The organism is Ancylobacter sp. TW_SC_1, from assembly GCF_056836805.1.
The window spans coordinates 3,376,447-3,398,845 of the sequence record NZ_CM166365.1; the positions used below are offsets into that span (position 1 = coordinate 3,376,447).

Annotated in this window: 21 protein-coding genes and 4 tRNA genes; 7 read left to right on the forward strand and 18 right to left on the reverse strand. The window is 65.8% G+C overall.

Translation table 11 applies throughout. The annotated features are described in order from the left end of the window. Positions 1–89: 89 nt before the first annotated feature. The 13 genes from rpoB to AC1PZ7_RS15940 form a co-directional block, all read right to left on the reverse strand. On the reverse strand, positions 90–4,220 hold the full coding sequence (gene rpoB / locus AC1PZ7_RS15880) for a DNA-directed RNA polymerase subunit beta (RefSeq protein WP_482356175.1): 4,131 nt from the start codon (positions 4,218–4,220) through the stop codon (positions 90–92). 271 nt (positions 4,221–4,491) lie between these two features. Further along, positions 4,492–4,866: a 50S ribosomal protein L7/L12 gene (rplL, locus tag AC1PZ7_RS15885; protein WP_482356176.1), complete on the reverse strand. Its 375-nt coding sequence runs from the start codon at positions 4,864–4,866 to the stop codon at positions 4,492–4,494. 49 nt (positions 4,867–4,915) lie between these two features. Then, the gene (rplJ, locus tag AC1PZ7_RS15890; RefSeq protein WP_482356177.1) at positions 4,916–5,434 is read right to left on the reverse strand and encodes a 50S ribosomal protein L10; all 519 of its coding nucleotides are present in this window, start codon (positions 5,432–5,434) and stop codon (positions 4,916–4,918) included. A gap of 472 nt (positions 5,435–5,906) precedes the next feature. After that, complete coding sequence (gene rplA / locus AC1PZ7_RS15895; protein ID WP_482356178.1) at positions 5,907–6,608, reverse strand: 50S ribosomal protein L1; 702 nt, start codon at positions 6,606–6,608, stop codon at positions 5,907–5,909. Positions 6,609–6,612: 4 nt separating this feature from the next. After that, on the reverse strand, positions 6,613–7,062 hold the full coding sequence (gene rplK, locus AC1PZ7_RS15900) for a 50S ribosomal protein L11 (RefSeq protein WP_482356179.1): 450 nt from the start codon (positions 7,060–7,062) through the stop codon (positions 6,613–6,615). A 243-nt stretch (positions 7,063–7,305) separates the two neighbouring features. Continuing rightward, positions 7,306–7,677, reverse strand: coding sequence for a ribbon-helix-helix domain-containing protein (locus tag AC1PZ7_RS15905; RefSeq protein WP_482356180.1), 372 nt, complete (start codon positions 7,675–7,677; stop codon positions 7,306–7,308). 80 nt (positions 7,678–7,757) lie between these two features. Further along, complete coding sequence (locus AC1PZ7_RS15910) at positions 7,758–8,372, reverse strand: DJ-1/PfpI family protein (RefSeq protein ID WP_482356181.1); 615 nt, start codon at positions 8,370–8,372, stop codon at positions 7,758–7,760. A gap of 152 nt (positions 8,373–8,524) precedes the next feature. Next, a complete protein-coding gene (gene nusG, locus AC1PZ7_RS15915; RefSeq protein ID WP_482356182.1) occupies positions 8,525–9,055 on the reverse strand; it encodes a transcription termination/antitermination protein NusG in 531 nt (176 codons plus the stop codon). Between the two features lie 11 nt (positions 9,056–9,066). Next, positions 9,067–9,264 (reverse strand): preprotein translocase subunit SecE, encoded by a 198-nt coding sequence (gene secE, locus AC1PZ7_RS15920; RefSeq protein ID WP_482356183.1) that lies wholly within the window; start codon positions 9,262–9,264, stop codon positions 9,067–9,069. 184 nt (positions 9,265–9,448) lie between these two features. Next, a tRNA-Trp gene (locus AC1PZ7_RS15925) sits at positions 9,449–9,525 on the reverse strand. A 173-nt stretch (positions 9,526–9,698) separates the two neighbouring features. Then, entirely contained in the window at positions 9,699–10,889 is a 1,191-nt protein-coding gene (gene tuf / locus AC1PZ7_RS15930) for an elongation factor Tu (protein ID WP_482356169.1), read from the reverse strand. A gap of 189 nt (positions 10,890–11,078) precedes the next feature. After that, positions 11,079–11,152 (reverse strand) — tRNA-Gly (locus AC1PZ7_RS15935). Between the two features lie 31 nt (positions 11,153–11,183). Continuing rightward, positions 11,184–11,268 (reverse strand) — tRNA-Tyr (locus AC1PZ7_RS15940). Positions 11,269–11,478: 210 nt separating this feature from the next. On the opposite strand from AC1PZ7_RS15940, the gene rlmB reads away from it, so the two are divergent. Both rlmB and AC1PZ7_RS15950 read left to right on the forward strand, forming a co-directional pair. Next, complete coding sequence (gene rlmB / locus AC1PZ7_RS15945) at positions 11,479–12,300, forward strand: 23S rRNA (guanosine(2251)-2'-O)-methyltransferase RlmB (protein WP_482356184.1); 822 nt, start codon at positions 11,479–11,481, stop codon at positions 12,298–12,300. 338 nt (positions 12,301–12,638) lie between these two features. After that, positions 12,639–14,312, forward strand: coding sequence for an MFS transporter (locus AC1PZ7_RS15950; RefSeq protein WP_482356185.1), 1,674 nt, complete (start codon positions 12,639–12,641; stop codon positions 14,310–14,312). 109 nt (positions 14,313–14,421) lie between these two features. On the opposite strand, the gene AC1PZ7_RS15955 is transcribed toward AC1PZ7_RS15950, so the two are convergent. The 3 genes from AC1PZ7_RS15955 to AC1PZ7_RS15965 all read right to left on the reverse strand — a co-directional run bounded on the left by AC1PZ7_RS15955 (position 14,422) and on the right by AC1PZ7_RS15965 (position 15,962). Then, complete coding sequence (locus AC1PZ7_RS15955; protein WP_482356186.1) at positions 14,422–14,763, reverse strand: RidA family protein; 342 nt, start codon at positions 14,761–14,763, stop codon at positions 14,422–14,424. Positions 14,764–14,875: 112 nt separating this feature from the next. Continuing rightward, entirely contained in the window at positions 14,876–15,505 is a 630-nt protein-coding gene (locus AC1PZ7_RS15960) for an OmpA family protein (RefSeq protein WP_482356187.1), read from the reverse strand. A 34-nt stretch (positions 15,506–15,539) separates the two neighbouring features. Next, on the reverse strand, positions 15,540–15,962 hold the full coding sequence (locus AC1PZ7_RS15965) for a cysteine rich repeat-containing protein (RefSeq protein WP_482356188.1): 423 nt from the start codon (positions 15,960–15,962) through the stop codon (positions 15,540–15,542). A 251-nt stretch (positions 15,963–16,213) separates the two neighbouring features. Here AC1PZ7_RS15965 and AC1PZ7_RS15970 point away from each other — a divergent pair, with 251 nt between their 5' ends. The 4 genes from AC1PZ7_RS15970 (at position 16,214) to AC1PZ7_RS15985 (ending at position 19,118) form a co-directional block, all read left to right on the forward strand. Then, positions 16,214–17,038, forward strand: coding sequence for an META domain-containing protein (locus AC1PZ7_RS15970; RefSeq protein ID WP_482356189.1), 825 nt, complete (start codon positions 16,214–16,216; stop codon positions 17,036–17,038). Positions 17,039–17,141: 103 nt separating this feature from the next. Then, complete coding sequence (locus tag AC1PZ7_RS15975) at positions 17,142–17,633, forward strand: hypothetical protein (RefSeq protein ID WP_482356190.1); 492 nt, start codon at positions 17,142–17,144, stop codon at positions 17,631–17,633. A 193-nt stretch (positions 17,634–17,826) separates the two neighbouring features. Further along, positions 17,827–17,901, forward strand: a tRNA-Thr gene (locus tag AC1PZ7_RS15980). Between the two features lie 311 nt (positions 17,902–18,212). Continuing rightward, the gene (locus AC1PZ7_RS15985; protein ID WP_482356191.1) at positions 18,213–19,118 is read left to right on the forward strand and encodes a hypothetical protein; all 906 of its coding nucleotides are present in this window, start codon (positions 18,213–18,215) and stop codon (positions 19,116–19,118) included. 79 nt (positions 19,119–19,197) lie between these two features. Here the strand turns inward: AC1PZ7_RS15985 and AC1PZ7_RS15990 are convergent, their stop codons facing one another. Together AC1PZ7_RS15990 and AC1PZ7_RS15995 are read right to left on the reverse strand one after the other, a co-directional pair. Continuing rightward, on the reverse strand, positions 19,198–19,896 hold the full coding sequence (locus AC1PZ7_RS15990; RefSeq protein WP_482356192.1) for a sulfite oxidase-like oxidoreductase: 699 nt from the start codon (positions 19,894–19,896) through the stop codon (positions 19,198–19,200). A gap of 97 nt (positions 19,897–19,993) precedes the next feature. Continuing rightward, positions 19,994–20,731, reverse strand: coding sequence for a TerC family protein (locus AC1PZ7_RS15995; protein WP_482356193.1), 738 nt, complete (start codon positions 20,729–20,731; stop codon positions 19,994–19,996). A gap of 441 nt (positions 20,732–21,172) precedes the next feature. Between AC1PZ7_RS15995 and AC1PZ7_RS16000 the strand changes: the two genes are divergently transcribed. Beyond that, positions 21,173–22,297: an extracellular solute-binding protein gene (locus tag AC1PZ7_RS16000; protein ID WP_482356194.1), complete on the forward strand. Its 1,125-nt coding sequence runs from the start codon at positions 21,173–21,175 to the stop codon at positions 22,295–22,297. Positions 22,298–22,399 lie beyond the last annotated feature (102 nt).

A 22,399-nucleotide genomic window follows, 5' to 3' on the forward strand; every position in this document is an offset into this window, starting at 1 on the left:
GCGGCTTGCTGGGGTCACGGAAAAGTCTGATCTGTCGAGCGATCGAAGGGGCGGACGCGTCTTCCGCATCCGCCCCCAATTTCAGTCGGTCATTCGGCCGCTGGCAGGCTCTCGCCCGGGGTCGGCACCGCCGAGAGGGTCTTGGAGTTCATCAGCTCGACGTTGAGGCCGAGCGAACGCATCTCCTTGACGAGAACGTTGAAGCTCTCGGGAATACCCGCCTCGAAGGTGTCGTCGCCACGCACGATCGCCTCGTAGACCTTGGTACGGCCCGCGACGTCGTCCGACTTGACGGTGAGCATCTCCTGCAGCGTGTAGGCCGCGCCATACGCTTCCAGAGCCCACACCTCCATTTCGCCGAAGCGCTGACCACCGAACTGCGCCTTGCCACCCAGCGGCTGCTGGGTCACGAGCGAGTACGGGCCGATCGAGCGTGCATGGATCTTGTCATCGACAAGGTGATGCAGCTTCAGCATGTAGATGTAGCCGACCGTCACCTTACGGTCGAACTGCTCGCCGGTACGGCCGTCGAACAGGGTCGACTGCGCCGACTTGTCGAGGCCCGCCAGCTCCAGCATGTGCTCGATGTCCGCCTCGCGGGCGCCGTCGAACACGGGAGTGGCGATCGGCACGCCGCGGCGCAGGTTCGATCCGAGCTCGACCAGACCTTCCTCGTCGAGCGAGGCGACGGTCTCGTCCTTGCCGTAGATCTTGCCGAACGCGTCCTTGAGCGGCGCGATGTCCTGCGTCTGCCGATAGGACTCGATGGCGCGGTCGATGACCTTGCCGAGACCCGCGCAGGCCCAGCCCAGATGCGTCTCCAGGATCTGGCCAACGTTCATGCGCGAGGGCACGCCGAGCGGGTTGAGCACCATGTCGACCGGGGTGCCGTCCTCAAGGAACGGCATGTCCTCGACCGGGACGATGCGCGAGACCACGCCCTTGTTGCCGTGCCGGCCGGCCATCTTGTCGCCCGGCTGGATCTTGCGCTTCACCGCGATGAAGACCTTGACCATCTTCATGACGCCGGGCGGCATCTCGTCGCCGCGCTGCAGCTTCTCGACCTTGTCGAGGAAGCGCTGCTCGAGGCGCTTCTTGGACTCGTCGTACTGGTTGCGGATGGCCTCCAGCTCGCTCATGAGCTGGTCATCGGCGATGGCAAACTGCCACCACTGGCTGCGCGGGGACTCGGCCAGCACCGAACGGGTGATGACGGTGTCCTTCTTGAAGCCCTTGGGACCCGCGACGCCGGTCTTGCCGTCCAGCATCTCGGCAAGGCGGCCGAAGACGTTGCGGTCGAGGATCGCCTGCTCGTCGTCGCGATCCTTGGCGAGACGCTCGATCTCCTCGCGCTCGATCGCCTGGGCGCGCTCGTCCTTGTCCACACCGTGGCGGTTGAACACGCGCACTTCCACGATCGTGCCGGTGACGCCGGGGGGAACGCGCAGCGAAGTGTCGCGCACATCCGCCGCCTTCTCGCCGAAGATGGCGCGAAGCAGCTTCTCTTCCGGGGTCATCGGGCTTTCGCCCTTCGGCGTGATCTTGCCGCAGAGGATGTCACCCGCCTGCACTTCGGCGCCGATATAGACGATGCCGGCCTCGTCCAGGTTCTTCAGCGCCTCTTCCGACACGTTCGGAATGTCGCGCGTGATTTCCTCCGGACCCAGCTTAGTGTCGCGGGCCATCACCTCGAACTCCTCGATGTGGATCGAGGAGAAGACGTCGCCCTTGGAGATGTTCTCCGACAGCAGGATCGAGTCTTCGAAGTTGTAGCCGTTCCACGGCATGAAGGCGACGAGGATGTTCCGGCCGAGCGCGAGATCGCCGAGATCGGTCGAGGGACCGTCCGCGATGATGTCGCCCTTCTTCACCCGGTCGCCCACGCGCACCAGCGGACGCTGGTTGATGCAGGTCGACTGGTTGGAGCGCTGGAACTTCTGCAGCCGGTAGATGTCGACGCCCGACTTCGACGGATCGTTCTCTTCCGTTGCGCGGATGACGATACGGGTGGCGTCCACCTGGTCGATGACGCCGGTCCGGCGGGCCGCGATGGCGGCGCCGGAATCACGGGCGACCACCGACTCCATGCCGGTGCCGACGAAGGGCGCGTCGGCGCGAACCAGCGGCACCGCCTGGCGCTGCATGTTCGAGCCCATCAGCGCGCGGTTCGCGTCGTCGTTCTCAAGGAACGGGATGAGCGCGGCCGCGACCGAGACGAGCTGCTTGGGCGACACGTCCATGAAGTCGACGCGGTCCGGCGTGACGAGAAGCACGTCGCCGGCGTGACGGCAGACGATCAGGTCCTCGACGAAGCGGCCTTCGGCATCGAGCGGAATGTTCGCCTGCGCGACGTAGTACTTCCCCTCCTCCATGGCGGAGAGATAGACCACCTCGCCCTGCACCTGGCTGTCCTTCACGCGGCGATAGGGCGCCTCGATGAAGCCGTACTTGTTCACGCGGGCGAAGGTCGCCAGCGAGTTGATGAGACCGATGTTCGGGCCTTCCGGCGTCTCGATCGGGCAGATACGGCCGTAATGCGTCGGGTGCACGTCGCGCACCTCGAAGCCAGCGCGCTCACGCGTCAGGCCGCCCGGGCCAAGCGCCGAGAGGCGGCGCTTGTGGGTGATCTCGGACAGCGGGTTGGTCTGGTCCATGAACTGCGAGAGCTGCGACGAGCCGAAGAACTCGCGCACGGCCGCGGCGACGGGCTTCGCGTTGATCAGGTCCTGCGGCATCACGGTGTCGATGTCCACGGAGGACATGCGTTCCTTGATGGCGCGCTCCATGCGCAACAGGCCGACGCGGTACTGGTTCTCCATCAGCTCGCCGACGGAGCGGACGCGGCGGTTGCCGAGGTGATCGATGTCGTCGATCTCGCCCTTGCCGTCGCGCAGCTCGACCAGCGTGCGGATGACCGCGAGAATGTCCTCGCGGCGCAGCACGCGCACCGTGTCCTCGGCGTCGAGGTCGAGACGCATGTTCATCTTCACGCGACCGACCGCGGAGAGGTCGTAGCGCTCGGAATCGAAGAACAGCGAATGGAACATCGCCTGCGCGGAATCCAGCGTCGGCGGCTCGCCGGGACGCATCACGCGGTAGATGTCGAACAGCGCATCCTCACGGGTGACGTTCTTGTCGATCGCCAGCGTGTTGCGGATGTAGGCGCCCACATTGATGTGGTCGATGTCGAGGATCGGCACCTCGTCGTAGCCGAGCTCGACAAGCTGCTTGAGCATCTTCTCGGTGACTTCCTCACCGGCTTCGACATAGATCTCGCCCGAAGACGGGTTCACCAGATCCTCGGCCACGTACTGGCCGATCATCTCGTCGTCGGAGATCTTGAGCGCCTTGAGGCCCTTCTCGGCGAGCTGGCGGGCCTGGCGGACCGTCACCTTCTTGCCGGCCTCGATCACGACTTCGCCGGTGTCGGCGTCGACGAGATCGGCCACGGCCTTGTAGCCCTTCATCCGCTTGGGATCGAACGGCATGCGCCAGCCGTCCTTCGTACGGGCGAAGGTGATGGTCTCGTAGAAGGTGTTGAGGATCTCTTCGCCGGCGAGGCCGAGAGCGAAGAGCAGGCTCGTCACCGGAATCTTGCGGCGGCGGTCGATGCGCGCATAGACGATATCCTTGGCGTCGAACTCGATGTCGAGCCAGGAACCGCGATACGGGATGATGCGCGCCGCGAACAGCAGCTTGCCCGAGGAGTGGGTCTTGCCCTTGTCGTGGTCGAAGAACACACCCGGCGAGCGGTGCATCTGCGAGACGATGACGCGCTCGGTGCCGTTCACGATGAACGTGCCGTTCGACGTCATCAGCGGGATGTCGCCCATATAGACATCCTGCTCCTTGATGTCCTTCACGGACTTGGAGCCGGTATCCGGATCGACATCGAACACGATGAGGCGAAGCGTCACCTTCAGCGGCGCGGCAAACGTCATGCCGCGCTGGCGGCACTCGTCCACGTCATATTTCGGCAGCTCGAACTCGTACCGGACGAATTCGAGCATGGCCGCGCCCGAAAAGTCCGAGATCGGGAATACCGATTTGAAAACCGCCTGAATGCCGTCGTCCGCACGCCCGCCCTTCGGCTCGTCGATCTGGAGGAACTGGTCATAGGATGCCTTCTGAACCTCGATGAGGTTCGGCATCTCAGCCACTTCCTTGATCTTGCCGAAAAACTTGCGGACCCGCTTACGACCGGTGAACGTCTGCGCCATGTCGCTCCTCGCTCCGTCCGAGTATCCGTCGCGCCATCCACGATCCCTGCGGGAGGCCCCGCGGGCCGTCCATGGAGGCGTATGATCGCGAAACAATCCGTCGAGGATGCGGCACAGCTGCACCGGCCCTCCGACCGTTCCGCAACCGACGGCTCGCCGAACGGCCCATCCGGACCGTCGGGGAAGCCGTCGGGCTTCCTTCAAACTGCCGCAGGCACGGGCCTGACGGCAAAGGCCGCCGGCGTACCGGCGGCCTCGCGTGATCAGATGATCACTTGAGCTCGACCTTGGCGCCGGCCTTCTCGACCTGGGCCTTGATCTTCTCGGCCTCGTCCTTGGTCACGCCTTCCTTGATCGGCTTGGGCGCGCCTTCGACGAGATCCTTGGCTTCCTTGAGGCCCAGGCCGGTGATGGCGCGGACTTCCTTGATGACCTCGATCTTCTTGTCGCCGGCCGCGGCCAGGACAACGGTGAACTCGGTCTGCTCTTCGACCGGGGCGGCAGCGGCAGCACCCGGCGCGGCAGCGACGGCCACGGCGGCGGCGGCGGAGACGCCCCACTTCTCTTCGAGGAGCTTCGCGAGCTCGGCAGCCTCGAGGACGGTCAGGGAGGACAGCTCGTCAACGAGCTTCGACAGATCAGCCATTTTACTTAAGTCCTTGGATTTTGGTTCGAACCAATATTACCGGGAAGCCTCACGCGGCTTCGTTCTCGCGGGCATAGGCCCCGAACACGCGGGCGAGCTTCGCCGCCGGCGCGGTGCTGAGCTGGGCGATCTTGGTCGCCGGGGCCTGGATGAGGCCAACCAGCTTCGCACGCAGTTCATCAAGGGACGGCATGGTGGCCAGAGCCTTCACACCATCCACATTCAGGGCCGTGGTGCCGAACGCTCCGCCGAGGATGACGAACTTGTCGTTCGTCTTGGCGAAGTCGACGGCAGCCTTCGGAGCCGCTACGGGATCGCTGGAATAAGCGATGATCGTCGGACCCTTCAGCAGGGAACCGACGTGAGCGACGTCCGAACCTTCGAGAGCGATCTTGGCGAGGCGGTTCTTGGCCACCTTCACAGTCGCACCGTTCGCCTTCATCTGCCGGCGCAGGGCCGACATCTGGGCGACGGTGAGGCCGGAATAGTGGGCCACGACGACGACCGAAGTGCTCTTGAACACTTCGGACAGCGACGTGACGAGCTCTTCTTTTTGTGCTCGATCCACTTCACTTGCTCTCCGGTGGCGAGGAAGAGTGTCTCCCCCGCCGGGTTTGCGCCTTGCCACCCCTCCCTGCGGAGAGATGACGGTTCGTATCCTGTCCCCCTGGGACCGGAAAACCGGCCAAGGCGCTGGTTCGAGCCGAAAGCCAAGTCCCGGCAATGCCGGAAACCCCTGCCTCGGTCGTACCCCGTCTATGCTGGCCCCGGAGCGGGATTAAGCCACCTCAGGCGAGGGGCGCCGGCAGTCTCGGACAGGACTAAAGCCGGCAGGGCGAACCCTGCCGGCCTCTCCGCCCGGTTTTATGCGGGCGAAAGCTGCGAAATTCGTTGGCTCGCACCCGACTCGTCGTCGGGAACGAAACCGCCCATATAGTGGGTCTAGTGGGATTTGTCATCCCTGATAGCACGAAGGGCTTGACAAATCCACACCGTCGCGATCACGGGGTCGCGAACGACCCCGTGCCACATAGAGCCGATCAGCTCGCCGCCAGAACCGAGCCCGGCTCGACCTTGAGGCCGGGGCCCATGGTCGAAGACACGGCGATGCGCTGGACGTAGGTGCCCTTGGCGCCGGTCGGCTTCGCCTTGACGACGGCGTCGGCGAAGGCGCGGATGTTCTCGACGAGCTTGTCGACCGGGAACGAGGCCTTGCCGATGCCGGCGTGGATGATGCCGGCCTTCTCGACGCGGAACTCCACCGCACCGCCCTTGGCGGCCTCGACGGCGCCCTTGACGTCCATGGTGACGGTGCCGACCTTCGGGTTCGGCATCAGGCCGCGCGGGCCCAGCACCTTGCCGAGACGGCCGACCAGCGGCATCAGGTCCGGGGTCGCGATGCAGCGATCGAAATCGATCGTGCCGCCCTGGATGGTCTCGAGCAGATCCTCGGCGCCGACGATGTCGGCACCCGCCGCCTTGGCCTCGTCGGCCTTGGCGCCGCGCGCGAACACCGCGACGCGGACGGTACGGCCGGAGCCGTTCGGCAGGTTGCACACGCCACGGACCATCTGATCGGCATGACGGGGATCGACGCCGAGATTCATCGCCACTTCGATGGTCTCGTCGAACTTGGCGTTGGCCCGCTCCTTCAGGAGCTGGATCGCCTCATCGAGGCCGTAGAGCTTCGCGGGGTCGATGCCCTCGCGGACGGCGCGAATACGCTTGGAAACATGTGCCATCAGCTCAACCCACCACTTCCAGGCCCATGGAACGGGCAGAGCCCTCGATCATGCGGACCGCCGATTCGACGGTGTCGCAGTTCAGATCCTTCATCTTCTTCTCGGCGATCTCGCGCATCTGAGACTGCGAGATCTTGCCGACGAAGCCGCCCTTGCCCGGGGTCTTGGAACCGGAGCCGGGCTTCTTCTTGGTCTCGAGACCGGCGGCCTTCTTCAGGAAGTAGGAGACCGGCGGGGTCTTGAGCTCGAAGGTGAAGGAGCGATCCTGATAGGCGGTGATCACGACCGGGATCGGCATGCCCTTTTCGAGCTGGCCGGTCTGGGCGTTGAACGCCTTGCAGAATTCCATGATGTTGAGGCCGCGCTGGCCCAGCGCGGGGCCGATCGGCGGCGCGGGGTTGGCCGAGCCGGCCGGCACCTGCAACTTGATGTAGCCGGTGATCTTCTTCGCCATGACGGTCTCCTCGGCGGTGCGACTGCCAGTCGCAAACGCCAAAGCACGCCGACGCGACGGCTTCATCGCGGGCGGCGTATATTGAGGATCGCGGTTGCGGCACGTTTTCACGCCAGCTGGCGAACCGGCCGTGCCTCCCGCGTATGAATGCTCCCCGAAGGGCGCAGGCGTCCGATACAGGAGTTCGTGCCCGAACGCAATGCGCCGGCCACGACCGGAGGCCGGTGCGGAGGCCTTGAGACGTCAGGCCGCCGACGACAGGGTGCGCCGGTTGCGTCGCGCCTCGCGCGCGAGGATCGCGTCGGCGTCCAGGCTGCGGATCGGCGTGGCGAGGTCGCGCGGCACGTCGCCCTCGAGCTGGAGCGCGAGATAGCGCCCGCAGCACACCCGCAGGAAGGAGGCGAAATTCTCCACCCCGCCATGGGCGAAGAGAAGCTCCTCATGCAGCTTGGCGAGCAGCTGGGGCAGGCTCATCCCGTCGCGCTGGGCGATTTCCTCCAGCACCTGCCAGTAGAGGTTCTCGAGCCGCACGCTGGTGGAGAAGCCGTTGAGACGCAGCGACTTCAGCCGCGTCTGCCAGAGCCGCGGATCGGCTTCGATGAAGAGCTTGCACATGGTGCGCCTCCCTTCCACGGCGGAGCCTCCTGCCCCGCCGCATCATCATAGTCCCGATCGTCCGGGACGCGAAGGCGCCTTCACGCGGCCTTGCGCGCGCCCGTGTTCACCTCGCCATGGGCGATGGTGGTGCCGAGCACCGCGAGGAACTGGCCGATCCAGGCCGGGTGCGCCGGCCAGGCCGGGGCGCTCACCAGATTGCCGTCCGTCACTGCCGCGTCGATGGCGATGTCGGCATAGGTGCCGCCGGCGAGTTCCACCTCCGGGCGGCAGGCCGGATAGGCCGAGCAGGTCCGGCCCTCCAGCACCCGTGCGGCGGCGAGAAGCTGGGCGCCGTGGCAGATGGCGGCAACCGGTTTGCCGGCCTTGAAGAAGTGCTGGACGATCTCGATGGCGCGCGGATTGAGCCGCAGATATTCCGGCGCCCGTCCGCCGGGAATCACCAGCGCGTCGTAGCGGGCCGGATCCACCTCGGCGAAGGTGGCGTTGAGCGCGAAATTATGCCCCCGCTTTTCCGAATAGGTCTGGTTACCCTCGAAATCGTGGATCGCGGTGGCGACGCTGTCGCCGGCCTTCTTGTCCGGGCAGGCGGCGTGCACGGTATGCCCCACGGCGAGCAGCGCCTGGAAGGGCACCATGGTCTCGTAATCCTCGACGAAGTCGCCGACGATCATCAGGATGCGCTTGGCTGACATTCTTTCCTCCCTTGCAGCACCGTTTCACGGCGCGGTTCGCAGGAGGATAGGGCAAGGGGCGCGGCCGGGGGTGTTAACCCGTTAACGCGCCGCGCAACGAAAAAGGCGCGGACCCTGCCGCGCCTTTGCCGAAAACCGGATGCCGGTGAAGCTCAGACCTTCTCGACCTGCCCGAATTCCAGCTCGACCGGCGTCGCGCGGCCGAAGATCGACACCGCGACCTTGAGGCGGGAACGGGCCTCGTCGACTTCCTCGACGACGCCGTTGAACGAGGCGAAGGGACCGTCGGACACCTTGACCGTCTCGCCGACCTCGAAGGTGATCGAGGGCTTCGGCCGCTCGATGCCTTCCTGCACCTGCTGAAGGATGCGCATGGCCTCCTTCTCGGCGATCGGCATCGGCTTGTTGTCGGCGCCGAGGAAGCCGGTGACCTTCGGCGTGTTCTTGATGAGGTGGAAGGCCTCGTCGGTAAGGTCCATCTTCACCAGCACGTAGCCGGGGAAGAACTTGCGCTCGGCGTCGACCTTGCGGCCGCGGCGCACCTCGACGACCTTCTCGGTCGGCACCAGAACCTGCTCGAACAGATCGGTGAGGCCGCGCTGCGCGGCCTGTTCCTTGATGGAGTCCGCGACCTTCTTCTCGAAGTTCGAATAGGCGTGGACGATGTACCAGCGCATCGGCATCGCGTCTCTCCTCACCGGCCGATCTGCAGGGCCTGAGCGACAACGAAGCTCAGGACCTGGTCGGCGACCAGGAAGAACAGCGAGGCAAGCACCACCATGACGAAGACCATCGCAGTGGTGATGAGCGTCTCGCGACGGGTCGGCCAGGTGACCTTGCGGGCTTCCGCGCGGACCTGCTGAAAGAACTCGACCGGGTTCGTCTTCGCCATGCTCGTCTCGAAACGCCTCTGATGCGGCCTACGTCCATACGCCGGCCTGCGGGATACCGTTCGGAGCCACCCACCGGGGACCGCGCAACGGAACCGTCCAAATACACGAAGCGGGCGTATAGCCCGCAAAGCCGCCTCGCGTCAAAGGGCCTTTGGCGCCTTGCCTGCCACCCGATCGAAGGAGTGGCAGGAGTGGAGGGACTCGAACCCCCAACCCCCGGTTTTGGAGACCGGTGCTCTAACCAGTTGAGCTACACTCCTAAAGAGGCGGAAAGGGTCTTGCCCAAATCATCCGTCTCTCGAATCGCGAGGCACTATAACCGGCAGCGAGCGAAGGTCGAGACGCCAACCTGCCGGTATCAACAAGCCGGAGCGGATAACGTCGAAACCCCGCTGCCGGACGGGGATGCGTTTCGCGCATCCCCTCGCATCGATCACTCGATGATTGCGGCGACGACGCCGGCGCCGACGGTGCGGCCGCCTTCGCGGATGGCGAAGCGCAGCTTGTCTTCCATCGCGATCGGAACGATCAGCGCCACGTCAACCGTGATGTTGTCGCCCGGCATCACCATCTCCGTGCCTTCCGGCAGCGTCACGATGCCCGTCACGTCCGTCGTGCGGAAATAGAACTGCGGACGGTAGTTGGTGAAGAACGGCGTGTGACGGCCGCCCTCTTCCTTCGTCAGGATGTACGCCTCGGCCTTGAACTTGGTGTGCGGCTTCACCGAACCCGGCTTGCACACGACCTGGCCGCGCTCCACGTCCTCGCGCTTCGTGCCGCGCACCAGGATGCCGACATTGTCGCCGGCCTGGCCCTGGTCGAGCAGCTTGCGGAACATCTCGACGCCGGTGACCGTCGTCTTCACCGTCGGGCGGATGCCGACGATCTCGACTTCCTCGCCGACCTTGATGATGCCGCGCTCCACGCGACCGGTCACCACCGTGCCGCGACCCGAGATCGAGAACACGTCCTCGATCGGCATCAGGAACGGCAGGTCGACCGGGCGCTCCGGCTGCGGGATGTAGGCGTCGACCGCCTCCATCAGCTTCAGCACCGCGTCGCGGCCCAGCTTCGGATCGCCGTTCTCAAGCGCCACCAGCGCCGAGCCGCGGATGATCGGAATGTCGTCGCCGGGGAAATCATACTTCGACAGAAGCTCGCGAACCTCGAGCTCGACCAGCTCAAGAAGCTCCTCGTCGTCGACCTGGTCGCACTTGTTCAGGAACACCACCAGAGCGGGAACGCCGACCTGGCGCGCCAGAAGGATGTGCTCGCGGGTCTGCGGCATCGGGCCGTCGGCCGCCGACACGACCAGGATCGCGCCGTCCATCTGCGCCGCGCCGGTGATCATGTTCTTCACATAGTCGGCGTGACCGGGGCAGTCCACATGCGCGTAGTGACGGTTCGCCGTCTCGTACTCCACATGCGCCGTCGAGATCGTGATCCCGCGCGCCTTCTCTTCCGGAGCCTTGTCGATCTGGTCGTACGCCGTGAACGTCGCGCCGCCCGATTCCGCAAGAACCTTCGTGATCGCCGCCGTCAACGACGTCTTGCCATGGTCAACATGGCCAATCGTCCCAATGTTGCAGTGAGGCTTCGAACGGTTGAACTTCTCTTTGGCCATAACTTGTTTCCTTCAGCGACATACGGGCCGCGAAAATCGGGCCGTGGGATAGGCGGTTTCCCGCGTTTCCGCAAGTGCCGCGTTGCGCGGTCGCGTCGACGAGTCGGGGAAAACCGGACGGGGCGCACGACCGCCAGCGGCATGGCGCGTGATCGCGCCGTCGCCTCATATGGGGTGCGTGAGTGGAATTGGAGCGGGTGAAGGGAATCGAACCCTCGTCATCAGCTTGGAAGGCTGTTGCTCTACCATTGAGCTACACCCGCGGAGGCAGAGGCAATATAGCGAGAGGCGACGTGGTGGGGGAGGTAGGACTCGAACCTACGAAGGCATAGCCAGCGGATTTACAGTCCGCCCCCTTTGCCGCTCGGGACACTCCCCCTCGCACGTCGGCCGCACCCCGGTGCGTCGAAATGCACCGGCCTGTCGAGCCACGGGAGTTTCCGGCGCAAGGCGCGGTCCCCGTGCGGCCGGCTTTATGGTGAGGTGCCCCTGCCCTGTCAACCCCGCACGCATCGCCGTCCCCGTCGCCGTGCACCGGAAGGCATCCGGCAAATTGCCAAGCCGCGCGCGCCGTGACAGAACGCGCTCTATGAATGATCGCCCCAATCGCCCGACCGGAAAGCCCTCGCGCCCGCCCGGCCGACCCCGCCCGCAGCGCCCGCGTCCCGCCGGGCGTGCCTTCGGCGCATGGCCGGACGATGTGGCGATTCTCTATGGCTGGCACAGCGTCACCGAGGCCCTGCGCAATCCGCGGCGCAAGCTGCGCCGCCTGATGCTGACGGAGAACGCCGCGCGCCGTCTGGAAGAAGAGGCGATTCCCCAGCGCATCGCCCCCGAGATCGTCCGTCCCGGCGAGATCGACCGGCTGCTCGATCCCGACGCGGTGCATCAGGGGATGCTCGCCGAATGCGATCCCCTGCCCGCCCTCAGCCTCGCCAAGGCGGCCGAGAGCGACCTGCTCCTGGTGCTCGACCAGATCACCGACCCGCACAATGTCGGCGCCATCGTGCGCTCGGCGGCGGCGCTGAAGGTCGGCGCCATCGTCACCACCGCGCGCCACAGCCCGGCCGCCACCGGCGTCCTCGCCAAGAGCGCGAGCGGCGGGCTGGAACATGTGCCGTTCTGCTTCGTGGGAAATCTCGCGCGGGCGCTGGATGAACTGAAGGAGCGCGGCGTGCAGGTCGTCGGGCTCGACAGCGAGGGCCCCGCCGATCTCGCCGACACCACGCTGAGCGCGCCGGTCGCGCTGGTGCTCGGCGCCGAGGGCAAGGGCCTGCGCCAGCTCACGCGGCAGACCTGCGACACGCTGGCCCGCATCGACCTTCCCGGCGCGATTCTGAGTCTCAACGTGTCGAACGCGGCGGTGCTCGCCCTCTACATCGCCTGCCGGGCCATCCGCCCCCGGGGCTGAACGCCGCCGGACGCGCCGTCCCGGCCGCTCTCCCGCGCATCGCGTGGGACGTTACGACCAATTGCCAATCGTCAAACGGTGCCGCTTTCGCCAAGGTTTGTTTTCGGCACGCGACGGAATCGGAGAATTCCGCGCGGCATGACACCGGGGAATGGCACCGCACCAGTTCTGGCGGGCCGCCTCCGGGAGGAGACAGCCCGAGCGGAAGGTGTTCCCCGAGGAACTCCCAAACTCGATCCGGATAATGGGCCAGCTCTTCAAGAGCTCGTCTTTTCGCGCGTGCGGATGATGCCGCACGTCCAAGCACTGGCGCGACCTACTTTGGGGAAGGGAAACACATGAGCGTAACCACCGCAGCACCGGCCAGGAAGCCGGCGCCGATGACCCGGGAAGAGAGGAAGGTGATCATTGCCTCCTCCGCCGGCACCGTCTTCGAATGGTACGACTTCTATCTCGCGGGCTCGCTTGCGGCCAATATCGCCGCAACGTTCGTGCCCGGTACAAATGACACGGCGAAGTTCATCTTCGTCCTGTTCGGCTTTGCTGCCGGCTTTGCGGTGCGTCCGTTCGGCGCGCTGGTGTTCGGTCGTCTCGGCGATCTGATCGGCCGCAAGTATACCTTCCTCGTCACCATGACGCTCATGGGCATCGCCACCTTCCTGGTTGGCCTGCTGCCCAGTTACGATACGATCGGCTACGCCGCCCCCGTCATCTTCATCCTCTGCCGCCTGCTGCAGGGCCTCGCGCTCGGCGGCGAGTACGGTGGCGCGGCGACCTATGTCGCCGAACACGCGCCGCATGGACGCCGCGGCTTCTACACCTCGTGGATCCAGACCACCGCGACGGTCGGCCTCTTCCTCTCGCTGCTGGTCATCCTGACGCTGCGCCTTTCCATGTCGCCGGAAGACTTCGCCGCCTGGGGCTGGCGCGTTCCCTTCCTGCTGTCGATCATCCTGCTCGGCTTCTCGATCTGGATTCGTCTCTCGCTGAACGAGTCACCCGCCTTCCAGAAGATGAAGGCCGAAGGCTCCCGCTCGAAGGCGCCCCTCACCGAGGCCTTCGGCCGTTGGTCGAACGCCAAGATCGCGCTGATCGCGCTGTTCGGCGGCACTGCCGGTCAGGCCGTGGTCTGGTACTGCGGTCAGTTCTACGCCTTGTTCTTCCTGACGCAGACACTGAAGGTGGACGGCACGACGGCGAATCTGCTGATCGCCTTCAGCCTGCTTCTCGGCACGCCGTTCTTCATCTTCTTCGGCTGGTTCTCGGACAAGATCGGCCGCAAGCCGATCCTGATCGCCGGCTGCCTCATCGCGGCGGCGACCTATTTCACGCTGTTCGAGAACATCGCCCGCGTCGCCAATCCCAAGCTGATCGAGGCCACCGAAACGGTCAAGATCGACATCACGGCGGATCCGGCGAGCTGCGGCACCCTGTTCGATCCGGTCGGCGTGCGCGTCTTCACCCGGCCGTGCGACGTCTTCCGCCGCACCCTGGCGACCAATTCGATGCATTACACTCTGATGCCCGGCCCAGCCGGTTCGCCCGTGGCCGTGACGGTGAACGGCACTGCGGTCGAAATTCCCGAGGCCGACAAGGCCGGTGCGGCGATCGTCGCCGCCGCGCGGACCGCCGGCTATCCCACGGTGGGCGATCCGTCGATCGTGAAGCAGCCGACCGTCGGCGGCGTGCTGAGCGACAGCCGTACGCTGACCCTGATCGGCCTGCTGTTCATCCTCGTCCTCTACGTGACGATGGTGTACGGCCCGATCGCCGCGCTGCTGGTCGAACTGTTCCCGACCCGCATCCGCTACACCGGCATGTCGCTGCCCTACCACATCGGCAATGGCTGGTTCGGTGGCTTCCTGCCGCCCACCGCCTTCGCCATCGTGGCAGCGACCGGCAACATCTTCGCGGGCCTCTGGTATCCGATCATCATTGCTGTCATGACAGCGATCATCGGCCTGATCTTCCTGCCCGAGACCAAGGACCGCGACCTCGAGAACTGGCACTGATCGAGTGCCTCGGCTCCGCCCGCGAGGGCGGAGCCTCAAAAGGAAAGGCCCCGTCTCGCGACGGGGCCTTTTTTTATCCGGACGCCGGAAGCAAGCGACGCCCGTGGTCTCAGATCGCCGCCTTGACGACGATCTCCACCTTGTACTCCGGCGTCGCCAGGGCCGCCTCGACGGTCGCGCGCGCCGGCGTGTTGCCGGCCGAGACCCACTTGTCCCACACCGCGTTCATCTCGGCGAAGGTGGCGATGTCGGCGAGATAGATGGTGGTCGTCAGCAGCCGGGTCTTGTCGGTGCCGGCCTGCGCCAGCAGCGCGTCGATCTGGGCGAGCACCGCCTCCGTCTGCGCCGTGACGGTGGCGCCCTTGGCGACCTGACCGGCCAGATACACGACCGATCCGTGGATCACGGCCTCGCTCATGCGGGGACCGACTTCGATTCTCTTGATGCTCATCTGCTGACACTCTGGATTTGACGGAAGACAGGGGTGGCCAAAAGCAAAAGCCGGCCGGTACCCAGGGGCACCGGCCGGCTTCACTATCACAGGTCAGGCCGATACGTCCCGATCAGGGAGCGTTGGTCGGAACCGGCTTGCCCATCGGCCCGATGGTGCCGATGGTGAAGATCTGCACCCGGCGGTTGATCGGGTCCTGCGGCTTGGACGGCACCTGCAGCGCCTCCTGACCGAGGCCGACGGCCTCGAGCCGGTCCGGCGCAATGCCGAACACCGTCACGAGCGCCTGCACGATCGCCTCGGCGCGCTGCTGGCTGAGCTTCAGGTTGAAGGCGCGCGTGCCGGTCGTGTCGGTGTTGCCGACCACGATGAACTTGTAGTTCCACAGGATCGGGTGGTGCATCGCGTCGGCGATGGCGCCGAGCGTCCGGTAGGATTCGGGGCGGATGATGTCCGAGCCGAGCGCGAACTGGATCTGCACGGTGATCTGCGCGAGCTTGTCGAGCCGCTTGGCGATCTCGGACTTGTCGAGCGTGAGCGGCGCGTTCTTGACGACGGCGTCCTGCGCCATCTGGCGCAGCACCTGGGCGGTGAGCGTCGGATCGAACATGGTGGCCTGCGACAGGCCCTGCATGATCTGTGCGTCGCTATCCGGGGCCTGCGCGTTCGCAGAGCCGGCGAGCGGTGCCGCGAGCACGGCGGCGAGGGCGAGCCCCCCGACGAAACGGGTAATACGGGTCATGATCTGTCTCTTTCCCTAGCGTTGCGCCGTTCCGTCACTGCCACCAGCCGGCATCGATCAGAACCTGCTTGCAGGCCGGGCGAACCATCTTGCTGGCGGTCTGCAGGCAGGTGAGGATGTTGGCGTCGCCGGGCTGCACGCCCGCACAGGCCTCTCGGATGCTCGCATTGCAGGTCTTGTAGGCGTCGCCCTGCGCGGCGATGCGCTTGGCGATCGACGCCTGCGCGGCGGCATAGCTGTCGAAGCACTGCTGCGGCACCTGGTCCTGATGCGACATCAGGCACTCGCGAACCTTGCCGGTGCCGAGATTATCCTTGCCGCAGAACTTCTCGATCGAGGGACCGCAGGTCTTGGCGATCAGCGCCCCGGCCTCGGCATAGCTCATGGTCTGGGCCGACGCGCTGCCAGCCATGCCGGCCAGCAGCAGCGCCGCCAGTCCGACCAAAAATCGCTTCATTGATCCAGCCTCCCAATTTGCGTGCTCACCGATGGCTCGCCATCGTGAAGGGGATCGGCACGCGACCTCGAAACGATGCCCCCGCAGGACTCGTCTCGCAGATGGCAGCGCTCCGCGCAATCCCGTAATTCCGCGGTCCACGCGGCACGGGTGGTAACTGGTGAACGCTTGATGAACCGTCATCTCATGCCGAGTTCAGCTTCGCCGAGTATAAGTTCCAGAAATGCGGCGCTTACGCTGGGGGAACTCAAATGAAACGTGCCATCATTCGCAATCTTATCGCCGCCGCCTGCCTGGGTTTCGCGGTTGTCGCGCCGGCCATGGCCGACGACGTCGTCATCCAATGGGCGTCGAACAATGCCAATGTCCGCCTGCAGACCGGCTATCTCGTTGCCGATCGCGGCCAGAGCCAGCCGGCGCGCTTCGAGGTCGTCCGGCTGGAAGGACGTCGCATCGCCCTGCGCGCGCAGGACGGCACCTATGTACGCGCCGGCGTCGGGCGGCAGACCTTGCTCGCCATCGGCAGCCCGCACATTCGCGGCTGGGAAACCTTCGAACTCGACGGCCATGGCGGCAACACCTACTCGCTGCGCTCCATCCAGAACGGCAAGTTCGTCGAACTCGACCGCACGGGGCGGCTGGCCGCGACCGCCGACATACGCGGCACGCACGCGCAGCTGCGCCTCCTGCCGGTCGCGGACCGGCCCGCGACGCTCAATCCGATCCGGCCGAGCGTCATGTGGGCCGGGGCCTGGCGAAACGTGTGGGTATATACGCCCGAGGGGCGCCGCCTGAGCGCGCCGCCGGCCTCGCCGCTGCGCTTCGACATCGCGGCGGGCCTGTCCGTATCCAGCTCCGCCGGCTGCAACATCGTCACCTCGCAGCTCACCATCCGCGGCAACCGCGCGAGCTTTGCGCCGCCGATGATGACGCGGCGCAGCTGCCGCAATCCGCAGGAGCGCTTCGAACAGCTCATCGCCCGCGCCATGACGGCGACCCAAGGCTGGGAGTTTCGCGAAGGCCAGATCGTCTTCCTCAACCGCGCCGGCCAGCCGGTGCTGCAGATCGCACGCTGAGGCGGCAGCGGTTCCGGTCCGGCCGGCACCGCGCCCGTCTCCTCTCGCTTGACACCCGTCCTGCCATGGCTCAGGCAGGCTCAGACAGACCTAGGTGGGGCACATGGGCTCGCGTTACCTTCTCTCGACCGCTCTGCTGGTCGCCGCGCTGGCGACCCCGGCACTCGCGCAATACCCGTACCCTCCGCAATCCTATCCGCCGCCCTACCCTTACGCCGACCCGGACGACGCCAAGTGCCGGTCCTGGGGCGCCATGCCGGGCACCCAGGCCTATTTCGAATGCCGCGCGACGCTCGACCGGGAACGCGGCGGCCAGGCCCCCTGGCGGCCGGATCCGTCGCCCTGGGGGCAGGACACGCGCCCGCGCGATCAGAACGTGTCCGACAAGGACGCCGTTTCCTATTGCGAGAGCCGTGCCCGGATGTCTGCGCCCTATCCCATCCGGAAGCTGGCCTCGAAGCTCGTTGTTCCGGGCGAAGAGAAGCGCGTCGGGCTGTCGTTCCAGGTGATGAAGCCGGGGGCGCCGGTGGCGTTCTGGAACGTCGAATGCAAGTTCCGGCAGGGCAAGATGACGGCGTTCAACGCGCAGAAGTGAGATTGCCCGGTGGGCGACCCGACTCGCCCACCGTTTCGCTCCCCGCCGCGTTGCCGGAGCTCGCGCCCGGGTTGACCAGACGCCAACCATCGGCGAAGAGAGCGTTGGCGACGCCGTTCGACGGCGCGCATCTGGCCTGATGCTCGGCGCAGACGCCTTAAGGTACTGACGCATCAGATTAAAGCCTGATTGGGCCGGCTTAGCACAGCGGTAGTGCAGCGGTTTTGTAAACCGAAGGTCGGGGGTTCGATCCCCTCAGCCGGCACCAATACCTCCCCATGCGCCCATCGACCCGTCAGCCAATACCACCGGCAGAGGCGATCATCGCCGGACGGCGCACGGTACGTTTCGCGCGCGAAGCAGCCAGGCCGGACAGGCATCGCCAACGCTGCACGAATCAAGCAACGTTTCGTAATGCGCCGGCACTCTTCTTGCCGCCGGAAACGCTATTGATACCTCAGTCATTGGTTACCGGACGGTTAACGCGAAGGGCAATGTTTCGAGATTATTTATTTCCCCTAAGCCTCTGAGATTCCCTCGAATCAGCTATGTTGTTTCAAATTTCTGGGGGATTTCGTCATGCAATCCAAATGGCGTGCACCTGCGTGCTATGTCGGCGTTGCCGTTCTCTGCGCCGTGTATCTCTCCATCGTGCCGGGCGTGAACCTGACGGACGTCTGCGCTGGGGCCGGCATCGGCGCCGCTGTGATGTGGGCGATCAACGAATGGGAGACCGGCAAGTGGAACGTTCCGCTTCCGGTGCAGCCTGCCCTCGCCGCCCTCATGCCGCAGCCGGCCGCGCAATTCGCCGTGGCAGGCGACGCCGCGCAGATGCAGGCCATGGCGCTGCAGGCGGCGTCCGCCCAGCAGGCGCAGGCCGCCGCACCGCTCCCTCCGGTCCTGCCCGAATCCGTTGCCCAGCCCCCGTCGGCCCTGCCCGATCCGGAACCGCGCCATCGTGTCGATTCCGGCGCGGCGACGCCGGACAAGATGGAGAAGTGGGAGATCGACGAGAAGGAGCCGAGCTGGGATCCGACCGCGCTGGCCGAGACCTGGGCCAAGCTGCGCGCCGAGCTGTCGATCAACCGCTCCAATCGCGCGCCGGCCTCGCCCGATCTGCCGCGCAGCGCCCAGTTCGCACGCAACGCCGATGCGAAGGGCCAGCGTCCGGCCGTGAGTTCGTTCACCAAGGCGCAGGCGCAGAAATCCGCGCCGGCACAGAAGACCACCAGCCCCGCCAAGAGCCCGAGCGCGCCTCTCTCCACCACCCGGACGAACCTCGCCGGCAGCGGCACGGCGAAGCCGGCGGGCTACACGCTCGGCTCCTATGTCCAGAATGGCGGCTCCTCGCTGCTCGCCAACCTCGCCGCCACGCCCGGCGGCACGAATGCCGGAAGCACGAGCGCGCGCAAGCCGGTCAAGGCACCCGAGCCGGCGCGTCAGACCGGCACCTTCCTGCGTCCCGGCGCGATCCGCCCGCGCTGAACGCGCGCGCCCTCGATCGAGAAAGGCCCGGACGGTCTCCCCGTCCGGGCCTTTTTCGTTTTTCAGGCTATCGCGCGCCTCACTCCTCGTCCGAGTAGCGCTGCTCCCGCCAGGGATCGGCGTGGTTGTGATAGCCGTTCTCCTCCCAGAAGCCGCGCTTGTCGGTAGTCCGGAACTCGATCTTCTTCAGCCACTTCGCGCTCTTCCAGAAATACAGATGCGGCACCATCAGCCGCGCCGGGCCGCCATGCTCGACCGTGAGCGGCTTGCCGTCCCAACCATGGACGATGAGCGCATCCTCGGCGGCGAAATCCTCCAATGCGAGATTGGTGGTGTAGCCGTCATAGGAATGCAGCATGACGAAGCCGGCCTGCGCGCGCGGCATCACCGCGTCGAGCAGGTCGCGCGTCGCCAGCCCTTCCCAGTGATTGTCGTAGCGCGACCAGGTGGTGACGCAGTGGATGTCGGTCGTCTCGCGCGTCTGCTTCTGCGCGCGGAAGGCCTGCCAGTCCCAGGAGACGGGGTTCTCCACCTCGCCGGTGACGTCGAGCCGCCAGGCATCGAGGGAGACCCTGGGTTGCGTGCCGAGGTCGAGCACCGGCCAGTCGCGCACCAGGTGCTGGCCGGGCGGCAGGCGTTCCTCTTCCGGCCGTGTGTTCCGGCCGGTGAGGAATTTGCCCTCCCGCGCCCAGCGCTGCTTGGTGCGGGTGAGCTTGGTGTCGGCGGGCCGCTCGGCCTCGCCTTCGGCTGCGGCATGCGGGTCGCTGTCGTCCGCCATGGTCCGGGCTCCTCGGAGAGTGGAGCCCCATCCTAGCATCGACCGGCGGCGCGGGGTTTCACATCCCCACGCCGCCGGCCCTGTCTTTGCGCCGGCGTCAGTGCGACGCCGTCCGCCGCTTGCGCTGGATCATGTTGAGCCCCTCGACCGCCGCCGAGAACGCCATCGCGGTGTAGATGTAGCCCTTCGAGACATGGGCGCCGAAGCCTTCCGCGATCAGCGTGGTGCCGATGAGCAGGAGGAAGCCGAGCGCCAGCATCACGATGGTCGGGTTGCGGTTGATGAAGTTGGCCAGCGGACCCGCCGCGAACAGCATGGTCAGCACCGCGAACACGACCGCGATCACCATGATCGGGATGTGCTCGGTCATGCCGACGGCGGTGATGATGCTGTCGACGGAGAAGACGAGGTCGAGGATCAGGATCTGCACGATCGCCGCGCCGAAGCTCACCTTCAGCGTGCCACCCAGCGAGGCCTCCTGCTCGTCATGCGGCGCCATGCTGTGGTGGATCTCCTTGGTCGCCTTCCACACGAGGAACAGACCGCCGGCGATCAGGATGATGTCGCGCCACGAGAAGGGGTGGCCGAACACGCTGAACACCGGCTCGACCAACGTCACGATGATGGCGACCGTGCTCAGCAGGCCGAGGCGCATGATGAGCGCCAGCCCGATGCCGATGCGCCGGGCCCGCGGGCGAATGTCCTCCGGCAGCTTGTTGGTCAGGATCGAGATGAACAGCAGGTTGTCGATGCCGAGCACGACTTCCATCGCGACGAGCGTGACGAGCGCCGCCCAGGCCGCCGGGCTGACGGCAAGTTCCATCAAATAGTCCACCAGATCACTCCCCAGAGATCGATACGACAGGGCTTTCGCGACGTGACAACGCGCGAAGTCCAATTCCGGATGCATTCGGGATGGGTATCAAGGTCATGACGGACACAATCCAGCCGGCGCGACGTCGGAAAGCGATCCGACATCACGCGAACGCCGGCTCGGCTCGCGTCAGAGGGGCCCGGATCAACGGGTGACGCCAACTTAAGGCAGGAGCGGACCTTTGCCAGAGCGGACCGACATGACAGATTGTCGCACCCATGAAACCCGCTAGGACCGCCTGCGCGGGCGCCCACCGCTCGGGCAGCGTTGAACAGAACCGACACAATCTCTGTTCTCAGCCGACATCGGCTTTTTCGTACCGTCAGGCCGTGTCATCGTCCATTCATCGCCCCGAACTAGAGCGGACGCCGTTTCGCCCTCCGGGGGCAATGGGAGGTACTGATGACCCGCTTTTCCCGTCGTGACCTGATGAAGGCCGGCGCCTTCGCGCTCGCCGCGCCGGCCGTGCTGCGCGCCCACGACGCGCTCGCCACCTCCGGCTCGCTCAACGTCTATGCCTGGGGCGACTATTTCGACAAGAACACGCTGCTTGCCGACTTCACCAACGCCACCGGCGTGAAGGTGAACCTGTCGACCTACGGCTCCAACGAGGAGTGCGAGAACAAGCTGCGCGCCGCCGGCGGCAAGGGCTTCGACATCATCTTCCCGTCCGTCGACACCGGCCCGAACTACTACAAGGACAACCTGCTGCAGCCGATCGACGAGGCGAAGTTCAAGAGCGGCCTGATCATCCCCTCGATCTACCGCAACTCGCTCAAGCTCGGCGCCGCCTATCGCGGCAAGCGCTACCTCGTGCCCTTCGACTGGGGCACCGAGGGCATCACCTGGGATTCGACCAAGTTCGACAAGAAGTCGGGCGAGATCTCCTATGGCGACATGTGGCTCGCCGGCTACCCGAAGCAGACGGCGATCCGCCAGAAGTCGGTGTTCAACGGCGTCGCCCTCTATCTCGACGCCACCGGCGAACTGAAGTCCGACCGCGGCCTGGACCTCTACAAGTCCGAGGCGGAATCGCGCCGCGTGTTCGAGGGCGTGCTGAAGTACATCCTCGCCCACAAGGGCAATATCGGCGCCTACTGGAACAACGCCACCGAGGCCACCGCCGCCTTCACCGATGCCGGCTGCACCATCGGCCAGACCTGGGACACGACGGGCATCCTGCTCCACCGCAACACCGACAAGAAGTGGCGCTACGGCATGCCCAAGGAAGGCGGTCTCGCCTGGACCGACACGCTCGGCATCCCCGCGGGCGCCGAGAACGTCGATCAGGCCTACGCCTTCGCCAACTTCATCTATCAGCCGGAGGTCGGCGCCCGCTTCGCCAACACCACCGGCTACAATAGCTGCGCCGCCGGCGCCCAGCAGTTCCTCTCCGAGGAAGCCCGCGCCGCCTTCGACGCGGCCTACCCGGCCGGCACCATCGACAACCTGTTCTGGTGGCCGATGCAGACGGACTTCTACGCCAAGCTGCGCGGCGAGTATGTCGAGAAGCTCACCAATAGCTGAGCCGGCTAATCTTAGCTGAAACAACGTCATCCCCGGGCGCGTCCCGGGGATTCACGCCGGTCTCGCGGATTGCCCCCGAGGCGGATAGCCCCCGAGGACGTG

Excerpts from the sequence above, each read along its gene's own strand:
- AC1PZ7_RS15975 (WP_482356190.1), top strand. The coding sequence starts at position 17,142 with ATGGGCTCGCGTTACCTTCTCTCGACCGCTCTGCTGGTCGCCGCGCTG.
- AC1PZ7_RS15965 (WP_482356188.1), bottom strand. The coding sequence starts at position 15,962 with ATGAAGCGATTTTTGGTCGGACTGGCGGCGCTGCTGCTGGCCGGCATG.
- AC1PZ7_RS16000 (WP_482356194.1), top strand. The coding sequence starts at position 21,173 with ATGACCCGCTTTTCCCGTCGTGACCTGATGAAGGCCGGCGCCTTCGCG.
- AC1PZ7_RS15960 (WP_482356187.1), bottom strand. The coding sequence starts at position 15,505 with ATGACCCGTATTACCCGTTTCGTCGGGGGGCTCGCCCTCGCCGCCGTG.
- secE (WP_482356183.1), bottom strand. The coding sequence starts at position 9,264 with ATGGCGAAGACGAACCCGGTCGAGTTCTTTCAGCAGGTCCGCGCGGAA.
- rlmB (WP_482356184.1), top strand. The coding sequence starts at position 11,479 with ATGAATGATCGCCCCAATCGCCCGACCGGAAAGCCCTCGCGCCCGCCC.
- rplA (WP_482356178.1), bottom strand. The coding sequence starts at position 6,608 with ATGGCACATGTTTCCAAGCGTATTCGCGCCGTCCGCGAGGGCATCGAC.
- tuf (WP_482356169.1), bottom strand. The coding sequence starts at position 10,889 with ATGGCCAAAGAGAAGTTCAACCGTTCGAAGCCTCACTGCAACATTGGG.
- AC1PZ7_RS15950 (WP_482356185.1), top strand. The coding sequence starts at position 12,639 with ATGAGCGTAACCACCGCAGCACCGGCCAGGAAGCCGGCGCCGATGACC.
- rpoB (WP_482356175.1), bottom strand. The coding sequence starts at position 4,220 with ATGGCGCAGACGTTCACCGGTCGTAAGCGGGTCCGCAAGTTTTTCGGC.
- AC1PZ7_RS15990 (WP_482356192.1), bottom strand. The coding sequence starts at position 19,896 with ATGGCGGACGACAGCGACCCGCATGCCGCAGCCGAAGGCGAGGCCGAG.
- AC1PZ7_RS15985 (WP_482356191.1), top strand. The coding sequence starts at position 18,213 with ATGCAATCCAAATGGCGTGCACCTGCGTGCTATGTCGGCGTTGCCGTT.
- AC1PZ7_RS15905 (WP_482356180.1), bottom strand. The coding sequence starts at position 7,677 with ATGTGCAAGCTCTTCATCGAAGCCGATCCGCGGCTCTGGCAGACGCGG.
- AC1PZ7_RS15970 (WP_482356189.1), top strand. The coding sequence starts at position 16,214 with ATGAAACGTGCCATCATTCGCAATCTTATCGCCGCCGCCTGCCTGGGT.
- rplK (WP_482356179.1), bottom strand. The coding sequence starts at position 7,062 with ATGGCGAAGAAGATCACCGGCTACATCAAGTTGCAGGTGCCGGCCGGC.
- AC1PZ7_RS15910 (WP_482356181.1), bottom strand. The coding sequence starts at position 8,372 with ATGTCAGCCAAGCGCATCCTGATGATCGTCGGCGACTTCGTCGAGGAT.
- AC1PZ7_RS15955 (WP_482356186.1), bottom strand. The coding sequence starts at position 14,763 with ATGAGCATCAAGAGAATCGAAGTCGGTCCCCGCATGAGCGAGGCCGTG.
- nusG (WP_482356182.1), bottom strand. The coding sequence starts at position 9,055 with ATGCCGATGCGCTGGTACATCGTCCACGCCTATTCGAACTTCGAGAAG.
- rplL (WP_482356176.1), bottom strand. The coding sequence starts at position 4,866 with ATGGCTGATCTGTCGAAGCTCGTTGACGAGCTGTCCTCCCTGACCGTC.